19 protein-coding genes are annotated in these 19,776 nt (G+C 70.5%); 13 read left to right on the top strand and 6 right to left on the bottom strand.

Translation table 11 applies throughout. The annotated features are described in order from the left end of the window. Positions 1–163 precede the first annotated feature (163 nt). Complete coding sequence (locus tag AB6807_RS21070; RefSeq protein ID WP_371086108.1) at positions 164–1,387, top strand: DUF2252 domain-containing protein; 1,224 nt, start codon at positions 164–166, stop codon at positions 1,385–1,387. Positions 1,388–1,422: 35 nt separating this feature from the next. Here AB6807_RS21070 and AB6807_RS21065 read toward each other — a convergent pair whose 3' ends face one another. The 3 genes from AB6807_RS21065 to AB6807_RS21055 all read right to left on the bottom strand — a co-directional run bounded on the left by AB6807_RS21065 (position 1,423) and on the right by AB6807_RS21055 (position 4,208). After that, entirely contained in the window at positions 1,423–1,695 is a 273-nt protein-coding gene (locus AB6807_RS21065) for a 4Fe-4S dicluster domain-containing protein (protein ID WP_371086107.1), read from the bottom strand. Continuing rightward, a complete protein-coding gene (locus AB6807_RS21060; protein WP_371086106.1) occupies positions 1,673–3,646 on the bottom strand; it encodes a diguanylate cyclase domain-containing protein in 1,974 nt (657 codons plus the stop codon). The genes AB6807_RS21065 and AB6807_RS21060 overlap by 23 nt, the downstream gene beginning before the upstream one ends. Before the next feature lie 118 nt (positions 3,647–3,764). Beyond that, positions 3,765–4,208: a VOC family protein gene (locus tag AB6807_RS21055; RefSeq protein ID WP_371086105.1), complete on the bottom strand. Its 444-nt coding sequence runs from the start codon at positions 4,206–4,208 to the stop codon at positions 3,765–3,767. Positions 4,209–4,337: 129 nt separating this feature from the next. On the opposite strand from AB6807_RS21055, the gene AB6807_RS21050 reads away from it, so the two are divergent. Next, positions 4,338–5,210 (top strand): LysR family transcriptional regulator, encoded by an 873-nt coding sequence (locus AB6807_RS21050; protein ID WP_371086104.1) that lies wholly within the window; start codon positions 4,338–4,340, stop codon positions 5,208–5,210. Positions 5,211–5,309: 99 nt separating this feature from the next. Beyond that, a complete protein-coding gene (locus AB6807_RS21045) occupies positions 5,310–6,524 on the top strand; it encodes an acetate/propionate family kinase (protein ID WP_371086103.1) in 1,215 nt (404 codons plus the stop codon). 63 nt (positions 6,525–6,587) lie between these two features. Here AB6807_RS21045 and AB6807_RS21040 read toward each other — a convergent pair whose 3' ends face one another. Further along, positions 6,588–8,549, bottom strand: a complete 1,962-nt coding sequence (locus AB6807_RS21040) for a helix-turn-helix domain-containing protein (protein WP_371086102.1) — start codon at positions 8,547–8,549, stop codon at positions 6,588–6,590. A gap of 274 nt (positions 8,550–8,823) precedes the next feature. On the opposite strand from AB6807_RS21040, the gene AB6807_RS21035 reads away from it, so the two are divergent. From AB6807_RS21035 to AB6807_RS20995, 9 genes are read left to right on the top strand one after another with little or no spacing between them, the layout of a single operon-like run. Then, the gene (locus AB6807_RS21035; protein ID WP_371086101.1) at positions 8,824–10,149 is read left to right on the top strand and encodes an ABC transporter substrate-binding protein; all 1,326 of its coding nucleotides are present in this window, start codon (positions 8,824–8,826) and stop codon (positions 10,147–10,149) included. 28 nt (positions 10,150–10,177) lie between these two features. Next, the gene (locus AB6807_RS21030) at positions 10,178–11,083 is read left to right on the top strand and encodes a branched-chain amino acid ABC transporter permease (RefSeq protein ID WP_371086100.1); all 906 of its coding nucleotides are present in this window, start codon (positions 10,178–10,180) and stop codon (positions 11,081–11,083) included. Next, a complete protein-coding gene (locus tag AB6807_RS21025; protein ID WP_371086099.1) occupies positions 11,083–12,105 on the top strand; it encodes a branched-chain amino acid ABC transporter permease in 1,023 nt (340 codons plus the stop codon). The genes AB6807_RS21030 and AB6807_RS21025 overlap by 1 nt, the downstream gene beginning before the upstream one ends. Beyond that, positions 12,102–12,860, top strand: a complete 759-nt coding sequence (locus AB6807_RS21020; RefSeq protein WP_116913213.1) for an ABC transporter ATP-binding protein — start codon at positions 12,102–12,104, stop codon at positions 12,858–12,860. The genes AB6807_RS21025 and AB6807_RS21020 overlap by 4 nt, the downstream gene beginning before the upstream one ends. Then, positions 12,860–13,600 carry an ABC transporter ATP-binding protein gene (locus tag AB6807_RS21015; protein WP_371086098.1) on the top strand — a complete coding sequence of 247 codons (741 nt, stop codon included), beginning with the start codon at positions 12,860–12,862 and terminating at the stop codon, positions 13,598–13,600. The genes AB6807_RS21020 and AB6807_RS21015 overlap by 1 nt, the downstream gene beginning before the upstream one ends. Beyond that, complete coding sequence (locus AB6807_RS21010; protein ID WP_371086097.1) at positions 13,590–14,822, top strand: CaiB/BaiF CoA transferase family protein; 1,233 nt, start codon at positions 13,590–13,592, stop codon at positions 14,820–14,822. Before AB6807_RS21015 ends, AB6807_RS21010 begins: the two co-directional genes overlap by 11 nt. Beyond that, positions 14,822–15,631, top strand: coding sequence for an enoyl-CoA hydratase/isomerase family protein (locus AB6807_RS21005; RefSeq protein ID WP_371086096.1), 810 nt, complete (start codon positions 14,822–14,824; stop codon positions 15,629–15,631). Before AB6807_RS21010 ends, AB6807_RS21005 begins: the two co-directional genes overlap by 1 nt. Positions 15,632–15,644: 13 nt before the next feature. Next, positions 15,645–16,940: a hydroxymethylglutaryl-CoA reductase, degradative gene (locus AB6807_RS21000; protein ID WP_371086095.1), complete on the top strand. Its 1,296-nt coding sequence runs from the start codon at positions 15,645–15,647 to the stop codon at positions 16,938–16,940. 49 nt (positions 16,941–16,989) lie between these two features. Beyond that, on the top strand, positions 16,990–17,805 hold the full coding sequence (locus tag AB6807_RS20995; RefSeq protein WP_371086094.1) for a helix-turn-helix transcriptional regulator: 816 nt from the start codon (positions 16,990–16,992) through the stop codon (positions 17,803–17,805). A gap of 23 nt (positions 17,806–17,828) precedes the next feature. Here AB6807_RS20995 and AB6807_RS20990 read toward each other — a convergent pair whose 3' ends face one another. Beyond that, a complete protein-coding gene (locus tag AB6807_RS20990) occupies positions 17,829–18,758 on the bottom strand; it encodes an SMP-30/gluconolactonase/LRE family protein (protein ID WP_371086093.1) in 930 nt (309 codons plus the stop codon). Between the two features lie 153 nt (positions 18,759–18,911). Here AB6807_RS20990 and AB6807_RS20985 point away from each other — a divergent pair, with 153 nt between their 5' ends. Then, positions 18,912–19,352, top strand: coding sequence for a hypothetical protein (locus AB6807_RS20985; RefSeq protein WP_116913207.1), 441 nt, complete (start codon positions 18,912–18,914; stop codon positions 19,350–19,352). A gap of 32 nt (positions 19,353–19,384) precedes the next feature. Here the strand turns inward: AB6807_RS20985 and AB6807_RS20980 are convergent, their stop codons facing one another. Next, positions 19,385–19,606 carry a hypothetical protein gene (locus AB6807_RS20980; protein WP_116913206.1) on the bottom strand — a complete coding sequence of 74 codons (222 nt, stop codon included), beginning with the start codon at positions 19,604–19,606 and terminating at the stop codon, positions 19,385–19,387. Between the last annotated feature and the right edge of the window lie 170 nt (positions 19,607–19,776).

Here is a 19,776-nt window from a genome sequence, read left to right as displayed (position 1 = left end):
AAGGGGTGGGGGGCGACGAGAGTTATCGGGCCTCGCCCCCCGGTCGCTTGTAGGTCTGCACCGCCATCGCGCGCCGGATGCGCCGTACTCCAGCCGCCGGTCCTGCCGCAGAATCGACGCGACATGCACCGCGCGCCGCGCGTGCCCGAAGCGAGAACCCCCCATGCCCAACGTCGTCGACACCATCCGCACCTTCAACGCCGGCCGGGACCCCGAGCGCCTGGCGATGAAGTACGCCAACCTGCGCGGCAACGCCTTCGTCTTCCTGCGCGGCACCTGCCACCTGTTCTACGACCGCCTGCCGCCGGACGCGCTGTTTTCCAAGGCGCCCGCGGGCTGGCTGTGCGGCGACGCGCACCTGGAGAACTTCGGCAGCTACAAGGGCGACAACCGGCTGGTGTACTTCGACCTGAACGACTTCGACGAAGCCGCGCTCGCGCCGGTCACGTGGGAGCTGGTGCGCTTCTTGTCGAGCATCCTGGTGGCGGGCGACGCCCTGCGCGCCACGCCCGCCGACGCGCAGGCGCTGTGCGGCACCTTTCTCGATGCCTATGCGGCCGCGCTGGTGCTCGGCAAGGCCCGCTGGGTGGAACGCGACACGGCGGACGGCCTGGTGCGCGACCTGCTCGACACGCTCAAGGCGCGCAGCCGCCCGGCCTTCCTGGACAAGCGCACCGACAAGAAGGCGCACGGTCGCGTCATTCGCTGCGACGGCAAGCACGCGCTGGCCGCGAGCGACGAGGCGCGCGCCAAGGTCGTGAAGCTCGTCGACAGCTTCGCCGCCGCGCAGGACAAGCCGGGCTTCTTCAAGGTGCTCGACGTGGCGCGGCGCATCGCGGGCACCGGCAGCCTGGGGGTGGAGCGCTACATCGTGCTGGTGGAAGGCAAGGGCTCGCCCGACGCCAACTACCTGCTCGACCTGAAGCAGGCGCTGCCGTCGTCGCTTGCGCCGCACCTGTCGCTGAAGCAGCCCGCCTGGCCGTCGCAGGCGCACCGGGTGGTGGCGTTGCAGCGGCGGATGCAGGCGGTGTCGATGGCGTTCCTGCAACCGGTCGTGGCGGCCGACGTGGGAGTCAAGGGCGATGCGTCTTACGTGCTGCGCGGGCTGCAGCCCAGCGAAGACCGCGTGAACCTCGACGTGCGCCGCAGCAGCCTGGCGCAGATCGGCGGCGTCATCGGCCAGATGGGGCAGCTCATGGCGTGGGCGCAGTTGCGCAGCGCGGGCCGGCAGGGCTCGGCCATCGCGGATGCGCTGATCGACTTCGGGGGCTCGGCCGCGTCGTGGCGCGGCGACCTGCTGGCGGCGGCCCACCAATGCGCCGCGCAGGTCGAGAAGGACTGGAAGGCGTACAGCGAGGCCTACGACGCCAAGGCCATCGGGGCCTGAGCCCGAGCCAGAACCCGAGCCCGCGGGCTCTCGCTTCAGGCCGCGTGGCCCTTGCGCATCGTGATCACGTGGAACGGGCATGTCACGGCGCAGTCGCTGCATCCGGTGCACCGCTCGGCGTCGTGCAGCACCGAGGCCTTGCGCCCTTGCGTGACCTCCAGGCTCAGCAGGTGAAGGTCGCAGGCGGCCACGCACCAGCCGCAGCCCGTGCAGCGCGCGGTGGCCACGTCGGGGAGCCAGCCGGGCCTGTGCGGGCGCGGGGGGCGTTGCGTCGGGCCGGCCGGGTCACTGCGTGGCGTGTCGCTCATGAAGCGATTCTTGCACCGGCCGCTGCGCCTGCGTGCCAGCCAGATCGGCCAGGTCTGCCGCGAAAGTGAAGGCCGGGCCTGTGCGCTGTTGCTTGGTGTGGTACATCGCGCGGTCGGCCGCGCGCAGCAGGGCGGCCAGGGTGTCGCCCGGCGTGCCATCCTGGCCCGCGCGGTCTTCCGGCTGGCGGGCAATGCCCAGGCTCATGCCGACCGACACCGGGCGGCCTTCGAAGTCCACCGGCATCGCGCAGGCATCGACCATGCGCTGGGCCATCGCCGCCAGGGTGTCGCGCGACGGGCTGCCCAGCACCAGCACCGCGAACTCGTCGCCCCCCAGGCGCGCCACCACGTCGTCCGCGCGCAGCTGCTGGCGCAGCCGCTGCGCGGTGGCGAGCAGCACGGCGTCGCCCGCGGCGTGGCCGTGCGCGTCGTTCACGCCCTTGAAGCCGTCCAGGTCGAGCAGCATCAGCGCGAACGGCCGGCCTTCGCGCAGCCATTCCTCGCCGCGGCTCTCCAGGCCGGTGCGGCTGGTGGCGCCGGTGAGGGCGTCGGTGCCCAGCGCTTCCACCAGCTGCTGCGTGCGCGCGGTCAGCGCCTGTTCGGAGCGCAGCACCAGCCGCAGGCGCGAGGCCATGGCCACCGCGAACACCACCAGCTCGGCCACCAGCGCGCCCTGCGACACGTTCATCTGGTTGGGCGCCCAGGTGGTCCAGCCCCAGCTCGGCAGCACGATGGTGCCCACGCCGGCCAGCAGCAGCGCCACGCCGAAGAAGTAGAGCACCGCCGGCCAGTAGCGCCGCCGCATCGCGGCCAGCGCGCCCACCACCATCACCACCGTGGAGGCCACCACCGACAGCTGCACCAGCCTGAAGGTCAGCAGCGGGTGGGAACCCCAGTGCGCGTACGGAATGGCGAGCGCCAGCGTCAGCGTGAAGGCCTGCACCAGCCGGTCCAGCGGCGGCGCGAAGTGGCGCAGCCGCAGCAGGCGCCGGCCGAACTGCAGCTTGCAGATGGCCCACAGCGCCGGCCCCGCGGTGTAGGCGATGCCGGCCGCCTCGGGCCAGTGCGCGAAGGGGTAGCGCAGGGCGTGGCCGTTGATGCTGCCCAGCGCCAGCAGGCCGCAGGCGCAAGACAGCATGTAGTAGGCGTACAGCCCTTCGCCGAACACCAGGAACAGCACCAGGCCGTACACCATCAGGCCGATGAGCAGGCCGTAGCTCACGCCGTCGAACATGCGCTTGTCTTGCGTCGACTGCAGGTAGTCGGCCGGCTCCCAGATGCTGACGTCGTAGATGCGCGCGAAGGTCGATTCCACCCGGAAGTAGGCCGTGTACGTGCCCGGCCCCGGCAGGCGAAAGCGCCACGCCATCTGCTCGGAGGCCGCGGGCCGGGTCGCCCACGGGTGGCGCATGCCGGTGACCACGGGCTCGGCCAGCGCATGGCCGTCGGCGTCGAAGGGGCCGTAGAAGCGCAGGTCATGGGTGGACACGGTGGGCACCAGCATCAGCCAGTCGCGCTGCGCGTCGGCGGCGTCGCCCGGGTCGGCCAGCTGCATCTGCAGCTTGAACCACAGCACCCGGTCCGACTCCTTGCCCCGCAGCGGATCGTCGGGCAGCGTGAAGCGCGCCTCTTGCGGCGGGGTGCGCACCTGCTCGATGCCGAGGGCGCGCGTGGTGTCCTCGAAGAACTGCAGGTGCCGCACGGCCGGCAGGCCCTGGGGCTGGCGCGAGACGCGCAGCGGTTCCAGCGGGCCTTGCAACGTGGGCGTGGGGGTGGGCGTGAGTGTGGCCTGCGCACCGGATGCGCCGGCCGGCTGGGCGGCGGCCTGGGTCGGCAGGAACAGCGACAGGGCCAGGGTCAGTGCAAGTGCCGATGCGAATGCAGCAAATGCAGGTGCCTGGAACAGGCGCCATGCGAGCGCAAGGCCCGCATGGCGGGGGAGGCGGAACATCATCCGGATGTGCAGCGAGTGGTGGGTAGGAGCGACAGATTGTCGTCGCCCCCGGCGCCCCCTCCGCCTGACCCGCCCGGCCCGCTTGGCCGGCCTTCGACCTCCGCTCCCGGGGCTGCTACTTCGCGAACAGCCTTCCGATGTCCGAGAACGCCTTCAGCTCCAGCGCATTGCCCGACGGATCGAGAAAGAACATGGTCGCCTGCTCGCCCGGCTCGCCCTTGAAGCGGATGTAGGGCGCGATGACGAACTCGGTGCCGTGGGCCTCCAGCCGCGCGGCGGCGGCCTCCCACTCGGCCATCGGCAGCACGATGCCGAAGTGCCGCACCGGCACGCCGTGGCCGTCCACCGCGTTGAGCTGCGCCGTGCCCGTGGCCTCGGGCGCGAGGTGCGCCACGATCTGGTGGCCGTAGAAGTTGAAGTCGATCCACTCGGGCGAGCTGCGGCCTTCGGGGCAGCCCAGCGTCTCGCCGTAGAACTTGCGCGCCAGCGCCAGGTCGTGCACCGGGAACGCGAGATGGAACGGGGACAGCATGTCGGGGTTCGAGGCGGGGGCCTTCATGGGCGTGGGCTTTCTTGTGGATGAATCGGAAGAACCAGGTGAAGCGACTGGCTCGGCCCGAATCGTAGAAGCCTCGGAGCAAAAATAAAATCAATATATATTTGTCTCGAGCATCGAAAGGATTGATGAATGATTCGGGAGCTCAAGACCCTGATCGCCGTGGCGCGCGAGGGCACCTTCTCCGCCGCAGGCGACAAGATCGGCCTCACGCAGGCGGCCGTCAGCGCGCAGATGCAGCGGCTGGAAGCCGAGCTGGGCTTTGCGCTGTTCGACCGCACCGGCCGCTCCGCGCAGCTGAACGACGCGGGCCGCCACACGCTGGCGCAGGCCGAAGAGCTGGTGCGGCTGTACGGCAACCTGGGTGCCGATGCGGCGGCGCACGCACCAGACCCGCGCGTCATCGGCATCGGCGCCATCGCGTCGGTGCAGCGCTCGATGCTGCCCGACGTGCTGGCGCGCTTCCACAAGCAGTGCGAGGGCGCGCGCACGCGCGTGGTGCCGGGCGTGTCGATGGGGCTCGCCGACCAGGTCGATGCGGGCGAGCTCGACATGGCGCTGATCATCAGGCCGCCGTTTTCCATGCACGGCGACCTGCGCTGGACCACGCTGCTGCGCGAGCCGTTCAGGCTGCTGGTGCCGCGGCACGTGGCGGGCGACGACTGGGCGGAAATCTTGTCGAGCCAGCCCTTCGTGCGCTACGACCGCGTGTCTTTCGGCGGGCGGCAGGTCGATCGCTTCCTGCGGGCGTCGCACCTCAGCGTGCGCGACGTGTGCGAGGTCGACGAGCTGGAGGCCATCGTGGGGCTGGTCGCCCGGGGCCTGGGCGTGGCGCTGGTGCCGCAGACCGCGACGCACCGGCGCTGGCCGGCCGGGGTGCGCGCCATCGACCTGGGGCCGCACACCTTCCACCGCGAGGTCGGGCTGGTGCACCGCGGCAACCGCAGCATGAGCCCGGCGGCGCGGCTGCTGGCGCAGCTGGTGTGCGAGGCGAGCCCGGGCTGACGTGAGCCCGGGGAGGAGAGCGTGGAGTGAAGCGGGCGCCGTCATAGCCACGGGCTTTCGAGCCGCTACGATGCCTCGACACGCACTACGCCTGAACCCATGACCGATTCGCTGCTGACGCTCAACGCGGGCTCCTCGTCCATCAAGGTCGCCTTGTTCGATGCGGCCCACCCCGGTGACGACGGCGCGTTGCCCTCGGCGCGCTGGTCGGGCCAGGCCGACGGACTGGGCGCGGGGCTGCAGGCGCGCTTGCGCGTGCACGACGCGCAAGGGCAATCGCTGCTCGACGAGCCGCTGGCCGGTGCGCAGGCCTCGCACCAGGGTGCATTGGCTGCGTTGCTCGAATGGCATGCGCACGAGGCGGCCAGCGAGCGCATCGCGGCGGTGGGGCACCGCATCGTGCACGGCGGCACCGACTTCGTGGCGCCGGTGCGCATCGACGGGCCGCTGCTCGACGCGCTCGCCAAGCTGGAGCCGCTCGCGCCGTTGCACCAGCCGCACAACCTGGCGGGCGTGCGCGCGGCGATGAAGGCCTTCGGCGGCGTGCCGCAGGTGGCTTGTTTCGACACGGCTTTTCATGCGGTGCAGCCCGAGGTCAACCGCCGTTTCGCGCTGCCGCGCGCGCTGCACGACGCGGGCGTGCGGCGCTACGGCTTTCATGGCCTTTCCTACGAATCGATCGTGGCGCAGTTCGCCGGCCTTGCGCCCGCGCTGGCCGACAAGCGCGTGATCGTCGCGCACCTGGGCAACGGCGCGTCGATGTGCGGCATGGCGCACGGCCGCTCGGTCGCGACGACGATGACGTTTTCGCCACTCGACGGGCTGACCATGGGCACGCGCTGCGGCAGCATCGACGCGGCCGTGGTGCTGTACCTGCTGCGCGCGCGCGGCCTGTCGGCCGACGCGGTCGAGAAGCTGCTGTTCCGCGAGTCTGGCCTGCTCGGCCTGTCGGGCGTGTCCAGCGACATGCGCGCGTTGCAGGCCTCGGCCGAACCCGCCGCGGCCGAGGCCATCGCGCATTTCGCGGAGCAGGTGGTGCAGCACATGGGCCTGCTGGCCGGCGCGCTGCGCGGCGTGGACGCCATCGTGTTCACCGGCGGCATCGGCGAGAACGACGCGGCCCTGCGCGAGCGCGTGCTCGAAGACTGCGAGTGGCTGGGCGTGAACGTCGATGCGGCGGCGAACAGCAAGCGCAGCACCGGCGGCGCCCTGCGGCTCACCACCGCCGAAAGCCCGGTGAGCGCGTGGGTGCTGCGCACCGATGAAGAAGCCGTGATCGCCCGGCATACGTCGCGCATGCTGCACGCCGGCTGAACGGGCGGCGCCTGTTCGGGGCGCTGCGCCCGCCAGGGCATCAGCGGCTTGCCGCTTGCGGCCTCAGTGGTCCGCGCCCACGCTCGCCGGCCGCGCCGGCGAATGCACCGTCCGGCGCAGCATGTGCATGCGCAGCGCCACGTGCAGCTCCAGAAAGCGCCCGCCCTGGCGCCAGTCGCTCAGCAGGTTGTCGATGGACTCCAGCCGCTGGCGCAAGGTGTTCACGTGGATCTGCAGCGAGTCGGCCGTGGCCTTGGCGTTCTGCGCGTGCTCCAGGTAGGCGAGCAGGGTGCCGGCCAGGTCGGTGCCGCGGCGCTGGTCGTGCTGCACCAGGTCGCCGACCGTCGCCTCGATGAAGCCCGCGACATCCGCCGCGCGGCGGTGCTCGAACAGCAGTGAATACATCGACAGCGTCGCCTCCGGCACCAGCTCGTGCGAGCGCCCCAGCGCCCGCAGGATGTCGATGCCGCGCTTGAGCGCGCGAAAGCAGTCGGGCAGCCCGTCGACCTGCGACAGCGTGGCCGAGCCGACGCCCACCGCGTCCAGCCGCGCGTCGGCCAGCAGCGTGGCCTGGAGCGCCGCGCGCAGCGCCTCGAAGGCGGTCTCGGGGCAGATGGCGACGATGAAGCCTTCGCACTCCTCCAGCAGCGTGCCGCGCGCCACGCCCGGTCGCATGCGGCGCAGCGCGTACTCGATGTGCCGGTCTTCCACGCCCAGCACCACCATGCGCAGCGGCAGCCCCAGGTCCAGCCCCAGCGGTTGCGTGCGCAGCTGCAGGGCGGCCAGCGACTCCTGCTGCCAGCTCACCAGCGCGCGGATGGCCGCGGCCGATTCGCCGCTCACCACCCGCTCGCTGCGCTCCTGCGACAGCAGCACCACGCCCGCGACCAGGGCGGCGCGCTCGAAGGTGCGGATCTCGGTGGCGCTCATCGCGCGGTCTGACAGCATCAGCATCGCGCCCAGCAGCCGGTCGGCCCCCATCAGCGCGGCCACGCGCAGATGGCGCTCGGCGCCGTCGTCGATGCCGTCAGCCCCTTCGATCTCGTGCGAGCGCCCGCTGCGCCGCCCCTCGGTCAGCGTGCCGTGCACCGCGTCCTGCACCTGCGTGCGCTCCAGCAGCGCGACCAGCCCGCTCGCCAGGTGCGCGGGCGCCACGCTGGCGCGGTGGGTCGGCCGCTCGGCCTCGTCGAGCAGCTCGATGTGCACGCCGAGCATCGACGCGGCCATGTTCAGGATGTCGACCACGCTGCAGCCGCGCGCCACCAGCCGCGTCATCTGCTCGTGCGCCTCGGCGGCGGTCTGTATCTCTTCGGCCTGCCGGTGCAGCGAGGCGTTGGCGTCGCTGGCGCGCTGCAGCGCCACCTGGGCCTCCTGGAACAGGCGGGCGTTCTCGATGGCCACGGCGGCCTGCGCGGCCAGCGTCGACAGCATCGCGACCTCCCACGGCGCATGGCGTCGCGGCTGGCGGTCGCAGATGCACAGCACGCCGATGCAGTGGTTGCCCACCATCAGCGGCGCGCCGAGCAGCGACTGCACGCCCTCGTCCTTGATGGCCAGGTCGATGCCCTGTTCGTGCGCGAAGCCGTGGTCGGTGAGGTAGTCGCTGCTGTGGTACGGCGTCTTGTGCTTGAGCACATGGCCGCAGATGCCGTGCTCGGGCGGCACGCGCACGTTCTTGAAGCGCTCTGAAATCGCGCCCTCGGTCGCGCGAATGTAGAAGTCGTTGCGCACGCGGTCGAAGTTGGTGAGGTAGCCGATGTCGGCCGAAAAGATCTGCCGCGCGCGCCGCACGATGGCCTGCAGCACCAGCTCCAGGTCGCGAATGGCCGTGAGGTCGTGCGCGCTTTCGAGCACCACCAGCAGCCCGCGCTCGCGGCGCTGCTGCAGCGCCTGCTGCTCGCACACGGCCACGGCCGCGCGGATGCTGCCGGCCAGCAGCGAACGCTGCGCGGGGTCGCTCACCGTGGCCTCGACGCGCTCGAGCATCTCGTCGAACTCGCGCGCGCTGGCGTTGCGCTGGAGCATGGCGAGTAGCTCTGACTGGAGCTCGCCCGGCGCAAGGTCGCGCCCCAGGTGCGCGACAGGGTCCGATGTGTTCAAAGACTTCTCCCGATGTGCCCCGTGGGCACCAAAGCTCGGTGCAAACCCTGACGCTGAAAGCCGGGCTGCACCGGTGATGTGCGAACTACCCATAAGGCAGCGAAACAAGTGTGTGGATGCGCCATAGGCGATCGGCAACGCGACCGACATGATTCATGCACTCGCACATTAACAGTGGGAGACCACAGGAGACAACCCAGTGAAATCGCTTGCCACACTCATCGCGTGGGGGACGGCCTTGCTCGCCCTCGCCACCTTGCCTGTCACGGCTACGACGGCCACCGCCCAGCCCGCGCCGCAGCGCCCGGCCGAGATCAAGCTCGGCATGAGCACCTTCATGACCGGCCCGGCCTCGGTGCTGGGCGCGCCCGCCAAGGCCGCGGCCGACATGTGGATCGAGGAGTTCAACGCCGCCGGCGGCATCAACGGCACCAGGCTGAGCCCGACCTGGATCGACGAAGGGCAGGGCGCCGACAAGTTCCTTTCCGAATACCGCCGCCTGGCCCAGGAGCCGGGCGAGAAGCTGATGCTCTCGGCCATTTCCAGCGGCTACTGCAACGCGCTGGCACCGGTGGCCGAAGACCTGAAGGTCATCAACATCCTGTGGGAGTGCTCCACCGAGAAGGTGCTGGAAGAGCGCCGCTACAAGTACGTGTTCCGCACCGGGCCGAACGGCACCATGGAAATGGTGGCGGCGGTGCTGCACCTGCTGAAGACCAGGCCCGACTTCAAGACCCTGGCCGTGGTGAACCAGGACTACGCCTGGGGCCGCGACTCGTGGGAAATCTTTCGCAACACGCTGCTGGCGCTCAAGCCCGACGTGAAGATCGTGGCCGAGCTGTTCCCCAAGTTCGGCGCGTCCGACTTCTCCACCGAGGTCACGCGCCTGCAGGCGCTGCGGCCCGACGTGGTGCTGTCCACCGCCTGGGGCGGCGACCTGGACACCTTCCTGCGCCAGGCCTCGCAGCGCGGCCTGCTGAAGAGCTCGCAGTTCGTGCTGCCGCTGGCCGATTCGTCGCTCGAGCGGCTGGGCGACGCGGTGCCCCCGGGCGTGATCGTCGGCTTCGTGGGCGACGGCTACTTCGCCGACCCCGAGTTCATGAACGACCCCGAGGCGCGCGCCTTCGTGCAGAAGTTCAAGCAGCGCACGGGTGCCTACCCCAACTTCGCCGTGTACCACATGGTGCAGGCACTGAAGGCCGCCACCGGCGCCTACAAGCAGGCGCTGGCCGACAACAAGGGCCAGTGGCCCGGCACCGACCAGCTCGCGGCCACGCTGCGCAAGCTGGAATACCGCGGGCTCTCGCGCCCCATCCGGCTGCGCGAGGACGGCCAGGCGCTGCAGGGCCAGCTGTACGGCGTGACGGCCAAGGACGCATCGCAGCCCTTCCCGGTGGCCAAGCAACTGACCTTCTACCCGGCCGACATCGTGGCGCCGCCGGTGGGGCAGAAGTCCGCCGAATGGGTGAAGACGCTGAAGCCCGCGCTGATCAACAGCAGCCAGATCCGGCGCGTGGGCGACTGAGCCCGGACACACGAGACGCCGACCGTTCATGGACCCGACTCTTTTCCTGCTCGCCACCGTCGACGGCCTGTCGTACGCGGGCCTGCTGTTTCTCATCTCGCTGGGCCTGACCCTGATCTGCGGCGTCTTCGGCGTCATCAACGTGGCGCACGGCAGCCTCTATGCCTTCGGCGGCTACAGCGCGGCCAGCCTGCTGGGCTGGCTGCTGCCGCACACGGCGTCCACCTTCGTGCTGGTGGCCGCGCTGTTCGTCGCCGCCGCCGTGGTGGGCGGGTGCCTGGGCGCGTTGCTGGAGCGCGGCCTGCTGCGCCACTTTCAGGACCGCGACCCGGTGCTGCAACTGCTCGTCACCTTCGCGGCCTTCATGGTGCTGGAGGACGTGCAGCGCATGCTGTGGGGCGCCACGCCCGTCAACGCGGGCGACCTCGCGACGCGCCTGGGCACCACCGAGCTGCTGGGCGTGACCTTCATGAACTACCAGCTGCTGTTCATTCCCGGCGTGGCGCTTCTCGCCTACGCGGGGCTGCAGTTCCTGCTGAAGCATTCGGTGGCGGGCCGGCAGATCGTGGCGGTCATCCACCGCCGCGAAGTGGCGACGGCGCTGGGCATCAACGCGGCGCGCGTGGGCACGCTGACCTTCGCGCTGGCGGGCGTGCTCGGCGCGCTGGGCGGTGCGCTGTCGCTGCCCATGACCTCGTTCGTGCCGGGGCTGGGGGCCGAGATGATCGTGACCTCGTTCGCCGTCATCGCCACTGCCGGGCTGGGGCAGATCACCGGTGCGCTGGTGGCCGCCGTGCTCATCGGCATGTCGCGCTCGCTCGCGGTGTACACGCTGCCCGAGCTGGAAGTGGTGATGCCCTACCTGATGATGGTGGCGGTGCTGCTGGTGCGCCCGCACGGGCTGTTCTCGGCCACCGTGGCGCGGAGGATCTGATGCGCGCTTCATCCTCCTTCACTGCCGTGGCGGGCGTGGCGCTCGCCGTGCTGCTGTTGCTCGGCGCCGGCTGGGCGTGGCCCTGGTCGCGCATGCCGATCATCACTTTCCTGTGCTTCGGCCTGGCGGCGCTCGGGCTCACGGTGCTCATGCGCGCGGGCCAGGTGTCGTTCGGGCATGCCATGTACGCGGCCATCGGCGGCTATGCGGCGGCGTTTACCGTGCGCGCCTTTCCGGGCGTCGACGGGCTGCTCGCGGTGGCGGCGGGCGTGCTTGCCAGCGTGGTGGTCGGCGCGCTGGTGGCGGCCTTTGTGTCGCGCTACCGCGGCATCTTCTTCGGCATGCTGAACCTCGGGCTGTCGATGGTGCTGTTCTCGCTGGCCGGCAAGCTCTACGCATGGACCGGTGGCACCGACGGCCTGCGCTTCGAGCGGCCCACGCTGCTGGGCATGGCCCTGGAGCGCGGCCAGTTCGAGCTGGCGATGCTGGTGCTGGCACTGGTGCTGGCGGTGGGCGTCGCGTGGCTGGTGCAGCGCTACTTCGACTCCTGCGCGGGCCAGGTGATGGTGGCCATGCGCACCAACGAGACGCGGCTCGAATACATCGGCCTGTCTGCGCGCTCGGTGCTCGCGCAGGGCTATGTGCTGTCCGCCGGGCTGGTCGGCCTGGCGGGCGCGCTGCTGGCGCTGGTGCAGAGCCTGGTCACGCCCGAGAGCGGCTACTGGATACGCTCGGGCGAGTACGTGTTCATCGCCATCCTGGGCGGCTCGGGCCACGCCGTGGGCGCCTTCCTGGGCGCGGCGGTGTTCGAGCTGATCAAGCTGGCCGCCGCGGCCTGGTTCACCGACGCATGGCAGAGCCTGCTGGGCGTGACGCTGATCGCCGTGATCTTCTTCGCGCCGCAGGGCATCGTCGGCTGGCGCCGGCGGGCCCGCAAGGCCGCGATGCCCACGTCGTCCGCGCGCAAGGCAGCCTCGTCGACATCTGCGTTGACCCGGACAACGATGAAGGAGGCCCGATGAGCGCCACGCACACCCCCGAGCTGCTGCGCACCGAGGCGCTCACGCTGCGCTTCGGCGGCATCGCCGCGGCCGACGGCATCGACTTTTCGCTGGCGCGCGGCGAGCACCTGGCCGTGATCGGCGCGAACGGTGCCGGCAAGACCACCTTCATCAACATCTGCACCGGCTACATCAAGCCCAGCAGCGGCCGGGTGCTGTTCGAGGGGCAGGACATCACGCGCAAGGGGCCGCGGCAGATCGCGCGGCTGGGCGTGGGCCGGTCGTTCCAGCTGCCGCAGCTGTTCCTCGACCACACGGTGCGCCAGTGCCTGGAGCTGGCGTCGGTCAGCCGGCAGGGGCGGCTGTCGCGTTGGACCTCGCTGTCGCGCGCGGCCGACCAGCGCGCCGTGTCCGAGATGCTGGAGCTGGTCGAGCTCGCGGACCATGCGGACGACCCGACCCTGGTGCTGCCCGAGGGCCGGCGCAAGCTGCTCGACGTGGGCATCGCGCTGATGCTGGAGCCCAAGCTGGTCATCATGGACGAGCCCACCAGCGGCGTGTCGTCCGAAGACAAGCACGGCGTGATGCGCACGCTGATGCATGCGCTGCAGCAGCGCCAGGTGACGAGCTGGTTCGTGGAGCACGACGTGGACATCGTGCGCCGCTACGCCACGCGCGTGGCCGCGTGGATCGACGGGCGCATCGCGGCCGACGGGCCGCCCGCGCAGGTGTTCGCCGACGCGCTGGTGCGTCGCGAAGTGCTGGGAGAGCGCTGATGCTGCGCATCGAATCCATGAACATCGACCTGGCGGGCCACTCGGTGCTGCGCGGGGTGCAGCTCGAACTCGCGCCCGGCCAGACGGTGGCCGTGGTGGGGCGCAACGGCGCGGGCAAGACCACGCTGCTGCGCGCAGTGATGGGCCTGGTGGCGCCGCGCTCGGGCCGGCTGCTGCTCGACGGAGAAGACATCACGCGCAGCCCCGCGTCGCGGCGCGCCGCGGCCGGCTTCGGCTACGCGCCGGAAGACCGCGTCATCCTGCCGACGCTGAGCGTGCAGCAGAACATCTGCCTGCCCTGCGAGGTGCTGCGGCTGCCGAGCGCCGAGATTCGCAAGCGCATCGACGCCGTGCTGGCCAGCGTGCCGCAGCTGGAGCCCATGCTCGCGCGCTCGGGCGCGGCGCTGTCCGGCGGCCAGGGAAAGATCGTCGCGCTGGCGCGCGCCCTGATGGTGGGCGAGCGCTTCGTGCTGCTGGACGAGCCCTTCCAGGGGCTGGCGCCCGCGCTGGCGCGCCAGTACGGCGACGCGCTGCGCGCCCTGCGCGCATCGCACCCGCGGCTGTGCGTGGTGGTGACCGAGTCGAACGCGTCGCTGCTCGACGCGGTGCAAAGCCGCACGCTGTACATCGAGCGCGGCGCGGTCTCCGAGGCTGACGCCCAGACCATTCATGCCACCCACGCCGCACATCACCGAGCGACCGCACCCGCATCCCATGGAGAACACACAAGTGAGTACTGAAACGATGGCGCTGCCGCTCGGCGAGGGGCCGTTGCGCGGCCTGGTGGTAATCGACGTGACCCGCGTGGTGGCCGGGCCCTACTGCACCATGATGCTGGCCGACCTGGGCGCCACGGTGATCAAGGTCGAGAACCCCGCCGAGCCCGACTACGTGCGCACCTTTCCGCCCTTCGTGCAGGGCGACAGCGGCAAGGCCAGCGCCTTCTTCGCGCAATACAACCGCCACAAGCTGGGCGTGAGCCTGGACCTGAAGTCGGAGCAGGGCCGCGCGCTGCTGCGCGAGCTGGTGGCCAAGGCCGACCTGCTGGTGGAAAACTTCCGCCCCGGCACCATGGAGCGCATGGGGCTGGGCTACGAGGCGCTCAAGCCTGTCAACCCGCGGCTGGTGTACGTGTCGATCAGCGGCTTCGGGCAGACCGGGCCCAACTCGCGCCGCCCGGCCTACGACAACAGCGCGCAGGCCACCGGCGGGCTGTGGTCGATCAACGGCGAGAAGGGCAAGGCGCCGCTGCGCGTGGGCACCATCATCGGCGACCTGTCGGCCTCGTTCTATGCGGCCATTGCCGCGCTGTCGGCGGTGATCCACGCGCGCAGCACGGGCGAAGGGCAGTGGGTCGACGTGGCCCAGCAGGACGCGGTGGTCACGCTCACGGAGCACGCCGTCGTCAACTACACGGTCGACGGCGTGGTCGGCGAGCCGCTGGGCAACGACCATCCGTTCGTGCGGCCTTACGGCCAGTACGCGTGCAAGGACGGCTTCGTGTTCTTCGGTGCCTACACCGACAAGTTCTGGCGCGAGGCGTGCCGCATCTTCGGCGAGCCCGCGCTGCTGGAAGACCCCGAGATCGACAGCATGGAAAAGCGCTTCGACGCGCACACCTACGCGCGCCGCGTGCAACCCATCGTGCAGGGCTGGTGCGCGCGCCACACCAAGGCCGAGCTGGAGGCCATGGCGGGCGACACCATTCCGGTGACCCCCATCAAGACCATCGCCGAGGTGGTGGCCGACCCGCACCTGAAGGCGCGCGAGATGTTCGTGCCCACGCAGGTCGACGGCGCGCAGGTGCAGGCCTTCGGCAGTCCGATGAAGCTGTCGGCCACGCCGGCGCGCGCGGTCGGCAGCGCGCCGGGCTTCGGCGAGCACAACGAGGTCGTGCTGAAGGGCTGGCTGCAGGTTGCAGAAGCCGACTACGACCGCTATGTGGCCGAGGGGGTCATCTGATGGGCATCACCTACGCGGTGGACGACGAAGGCATCGCGCACGTGCGCTTCGACCGGCCCGAAAAACTCAACGCGCTCACGCTCGCCATGTACGACGCGCTGGCGCAGGCCTTCGTGCGCGCCAACGACGACCCGCGGGTGCGCGTGGTGCTGCTCGGCGGTAACGGGGAGCGCGCCTTCTGCGTGGGCGCCGACCTGGGCGAATCGATTCCCGCGCTGGCCGAAGGCCGCTTCGACATTTCGGAATGGGACGGCGCCCACATCAAACAGGCGGGCTTCCACAAGCCGGTGGTGGCCGCCATCAACGGGCTGTGCATGGGCGGCGGCTTCGAGATCATGCTGGCCGCCGACATTCGCGTGGCGTCCGAAACCGCGGTGTTCGCGCTGCCCGAGGCCTCGATGGGCTTCACGCCGGCCGGCGGCACCTTGGTGCGGCTGGTGCGGCAGATTCCGTACGCGCTGGCCATGGAGCTGATGCTCACGGCCGAGCGCTTTCCCGCGCGCCGGCTGGCCGAAATGGGCCTGCTCAACCGCGTGGTTCCGCCCGGCGAGCTGGAGGCGGTGGCACTCGCGTATGCGCGCGGCATCGCGAAGAAGGGGCGGGTGGCCGTGTCGGTCATCAAGGAGGCGGCGCTCACGCTCGGCCACCTGCCGTTCGACGAAGCCTTCCGCCGCGAGGCCGTGCTCGGCCAGCGCGCCTTCACCAGCGAGGAAGCGCGCGACGGGCTGCGCCGCTTCATGTCGCGCGACCGCTCCGCGGCAGCTGCTCATTCAGGTTCGTCTTCGGACACCCCTTCATCCACCCGTTGATTCAGGACATCACATGGTTCAAGACTCCCGCCTTCCCAACTTTCGCGCCCTCACGCCGGCGCAGCGCCTCGACCATCTCGCGACCGCGGCCGGCCTCACCGCCGACGACATCGCGCTACTGCAGACGCCCGGTGCGCTGGCGCTGTCGCGCGCGGACGGCATGATCGAAAACGTCATCGGCACCTTCGAGCTGCCGCTGGGCGTGGCTGGCAACTTTCTCGTCAACGGCCGCGAGTACCTCGTGCCGATGGTGGTCGAGGAGCCTTCTGTGGTCGCCGCCGCTTCGTTCATGGCCAAGCTGGCACGTGAAGGCGGCGGCTTCGAGGCATCGAGCACCGGGCCGATCATGCGGGCCCAGGTGCAAGTGCTCGGCGTGGGCGACCCCTACGGTGCGCGGCAGGCGCTGCTGCGCGCACGCGACCAGATCCTGGAAGTGGCGAACAGCCGCGACAAGGTGCTGATCGGCCTGGGCGGGGGCTGCCGCGACATCGAGGTGCACGTGTTCCCCGACACCGCGCGCGGTGCGATGGTGGTGATGCACCTGATCGTCGACGTGCGCGACGCCATGGGCGCCAACACCGTGAACACCATGGCCGAGGCTGTTTCCCCGCTCGTTGAAAAGCTCACGGGCGGCACGGTGCGCCTGCGCATCCTGTCGAACCTGGCCGACCTGCGCCTGGCACGCGCCCGCGTGCGGCTGACGCCCGAGGTGCTGAAGACCAAGGAGCGCAGCGGCGAGGAAATCGTCGAGGGCGTGCTCGATGCGTACACCTTCGCAGCCGTCGACCCCTATCGCGCGGCGACGCACAACAAGGGAATCATGAACGGCATCGACCCGGTGATCGTCGCGACCGGCAACGACTGGCGCGCGGTGGAAGCCGGCGCGCACGCGTATGCCTGCCGCAGCGGGCGATATACCTCGCTCACCACGTGGGAGAAAGACAAGACCGGCGCGCTGGTCGGCACCATCGAGATGCCGATGCCCGTGGGCCTGGTGGGTGGCGCGACCAAGACGCACCCGCTGGCGCAGCTGTCGCTGAAGATCCTCGGCGTGAAGTCCGCGCAGGAGCTGGGCGAAGTGGCCGTGGCCGTCGGGCTGGCGCAGAACCTGGGCGCGCTGCGCGCGCTGGCGACCGAAGGCATCCAGCGCGGCCACATGGCGCTGCACGCCCGCAACATCGCCTTGGTGGCTGGTGCCACGGGCGACGAGATCGATGCGGTGGCGAAGCAACTCGCGGCCGAGCACGACGTGCGCACCGACCGCGCGGTGGCGCTGCTCGAAGCGCTGCGCGGCAAGGCCACGGCCTGAACGCCTTGCCCGGCGGCGGCGCGTTGGTGCTCTGGTTCAGGTTCCCACGATGCAAAGGCCGAACAACATGATGCGCACCAACACCTTCCACGCGTACCAGTCCATTCCGCGGCCGGTGTCGATGATCGTGATCGAGCACGAGCCGGAGCCTTCGCTGATCGTGCCCCTGCATTCGCACCCGCGCGCGCAGCTCGCGTACGCGGTCAAGGGCACCTTCACGCTGCACACGGCCACCGGGGCCTGGCTGGTGCCGCCGAACCGCGCGGTGTGGGTGCCCGGCGGGGTGGAACACGAGATGCATGCGCGCGGGCAGCCGGTGTCGAACCGGTCGCTGTACATCCAGCCCGACGCCTCGCCCGGCCTGCCGGGCGAGTGCTGCGTGATCGAGGTGTCGCCGCTGCTGCGGCAGCTGGTGATCGACGCCACCGAGATTCCGCTGCTCTACGACGAGGCGGGGCGCGACGGGCGCGTGATGCGGCTCATCCTCGACGAGATCTGCGCGGCTCCGCGCGCGCCGCTGCACGTGCCGATGCCGCGCGACGTGCGGCTGCTGCGCATCTGCCGAAAGCTGCTCGAAGAGCCGGGCAGCGAGGGCGACCTGGCGTACTGGGCCCGCTACGGCGCGCTGGGCCGGCGCACGCTGACGCGGCTTTTTCGCGACGAGACCGGCATCACCTTCACGCTGTGGCGCCAGCAGCTGCAGCTGATGGAGGCGCTGCGCTGGCTTGCCATGGGCCGGCCCGTGACCACGGTGGCGATGGACCTGGGCTACGAGAGCCCGAGCGCTTTCACCGCGATGTTCCGCCGCGTGATGGGCAAGACGCCCAAGCACTACCTGGGTGGCAAAGGGGTGGACGCGGGCTGAGCGTGCAGTGCGGGCCGACGCACTCAGGTCGCAAAGTTCAGCGCCAGCCCCGGCGTCGGCCAGTCGTCGATGGCGATGAGCCTGCCGCTGCCCGACAGCGTGACGTAGGCCGTGCGCCGGTCGCGCCCGCCGAAGCAGATGTTGGTGGTGTAGCGGTCGGGCAGCGGCACGTGCTCGACGCTGCCGCCGTCGGGCGACACGATGCTGATGCCGCCGTGCAGCAGCGTGGCCACGCACAGGTTGCCCAGGGCGTCGACCGCCATCGAATCGAAGCGCTGGTAATGCCCGCCCGGCGAGGCGCACAGCATGCGGCCGCCGTGCGGCGACGGCCAGCCGTCCTTGCGCACGCGGCCGGGCGCGGTGATGTCGAAGGCCCAGAGGCGCGCGCCTTCGGTCTCGGCGTAGTACAGCGTCTGGCCGTCGGGCGACAGCGCGATGCCGTTGGGCGTCATCACCGGCCGCGCGATGGCGTGGGCGGCACCGCCGCCGGCATGGCCGTAGAACAGGCCGCCGCGGTCCATGTCGCGCTCGCGTGTCTTGCCCAGGTCGGTGAAGTAGAAGCCGCCGTGCGCGTCGAACACGATGTCGTTGGGGCCGCACAGGGCGCCGCCTTCGACCGTGTCGTACAGCCGCTCGGCACGGCCGGTGGAAAGGTCGACGCGCTCGATGCGGCCGCCCGAGTAGTCGTCGGCCTGGCCCACCGGGCGCAGGCAGCCGTCGGCCTCGGTGTGCCAGCGAAAGCCGCCGTTGTTGCACACGTAGACGGCGCCGTCGGGGCCGATGGCCGCGCCGTTGGGGCCGCCGCCCAGGTCGGCCACCACCTGCACCAGCCCGTCGGCGCGCACGCGCGTGAGGGTGCCGCGTGCGATTTCGACGAGCAGTACGGAGCCGTCGTCCATGGCGATCGGGCCTTCGGGAAATTGCAGGCCGGTGGCGAGTTCGCGGATGCGCATCGAGGGGCTCCTGGAGTGGCAACGAAGGCTAGGAAGAGGGCGGTCGTGTCGCGAGTTTGCCCTCGGGCCTTGGTGCCGTGGGGATCGTCGCGCGCTTTTTTTGCGCCAAGTCCTACGCCTGCGGCGGCCGGCAAACCTTCATATCTTTTGACCATGCAAGAGAGTTTTCTGGACCGCACGCTTCTTCTTCTTCAACAGCATGCCTACGCGCGCGTGCTGTGCGAATTTCATCGCATGCAGGACACGCGATGTCGCGCGCTCGACGTGGGCACGCATGGGTGCGCGCAGGCGCAGGCGCGATTGGCGGCTTGCGAGCAGCAGCTGGCCGCTTGCCGGCATGCGCTGCAAGACCCTGAGCGGGCGGCTGCGGTTCGCATCGCGCGTGCGTTGTACCTGCGCTTTCTGCTGAGCAGTGCGCCGTCGCGGCTGCAGCCCTGGTGCGATGGGGAAGACCTGGAGCACATGCCGCGTTCGCACATGTTCGAGTGGATCGCGCACGACTTCGAGCGGCTCGAACTCGCGGCGCTCGAAGATGCGATGACGCCGGCCGAAGCGGCCTCCTACGCACGTGCGTTAGAAGGCGTGGACGACTGAAATTCTTTGGCGGGGATCGGGGGGGGCGACGCTTACCAGCGCTTCCACCACGGGCCGCGCGCCTGGCGCAGCTCCAGGTGGCGCGTGTCGAGGTCGTGCGCGGGGGCGGCACGCGACCCGGTGAGCCGCCGCACTTCGACCTCCAGCGCATGGGCGATGCCACGGGCGGTGTGATCGCCCCGCAGCGCGCGTCGGCGCCATTCGGCGGCCAAGGCTGCGAGGCCGTTCTGGTCCAGGTTGTGTGTCTCCGGCATGGGCGCGAGTTTTCCACGGAGGCACGGGCGTTCTTGTAGGCGCAACGGTCGTGCGCGCGTGCGAAGAAATTACATGAAGCTACATCCGGCGCCCGCGAACTGGGCGAACGTGGTGTTGGGCAAAGCCGACGGCTCGGCGCTCCGGTTCGCTACAATGAGAACCATTCTTA

Source organism: Variovorax sp. RCC_210 (genome assembly GCF_041355175.1).
In the GTDB taxonomy this organism is placed as follows: Bacteria; Pseudomonadota; Gammaproteobacteria; order Burkholderiales; family Burkholderiaceae_C; genus Variovorax.
This window is presented reverse-complemented; position numbering and strand designations above follow the sequence as displayed.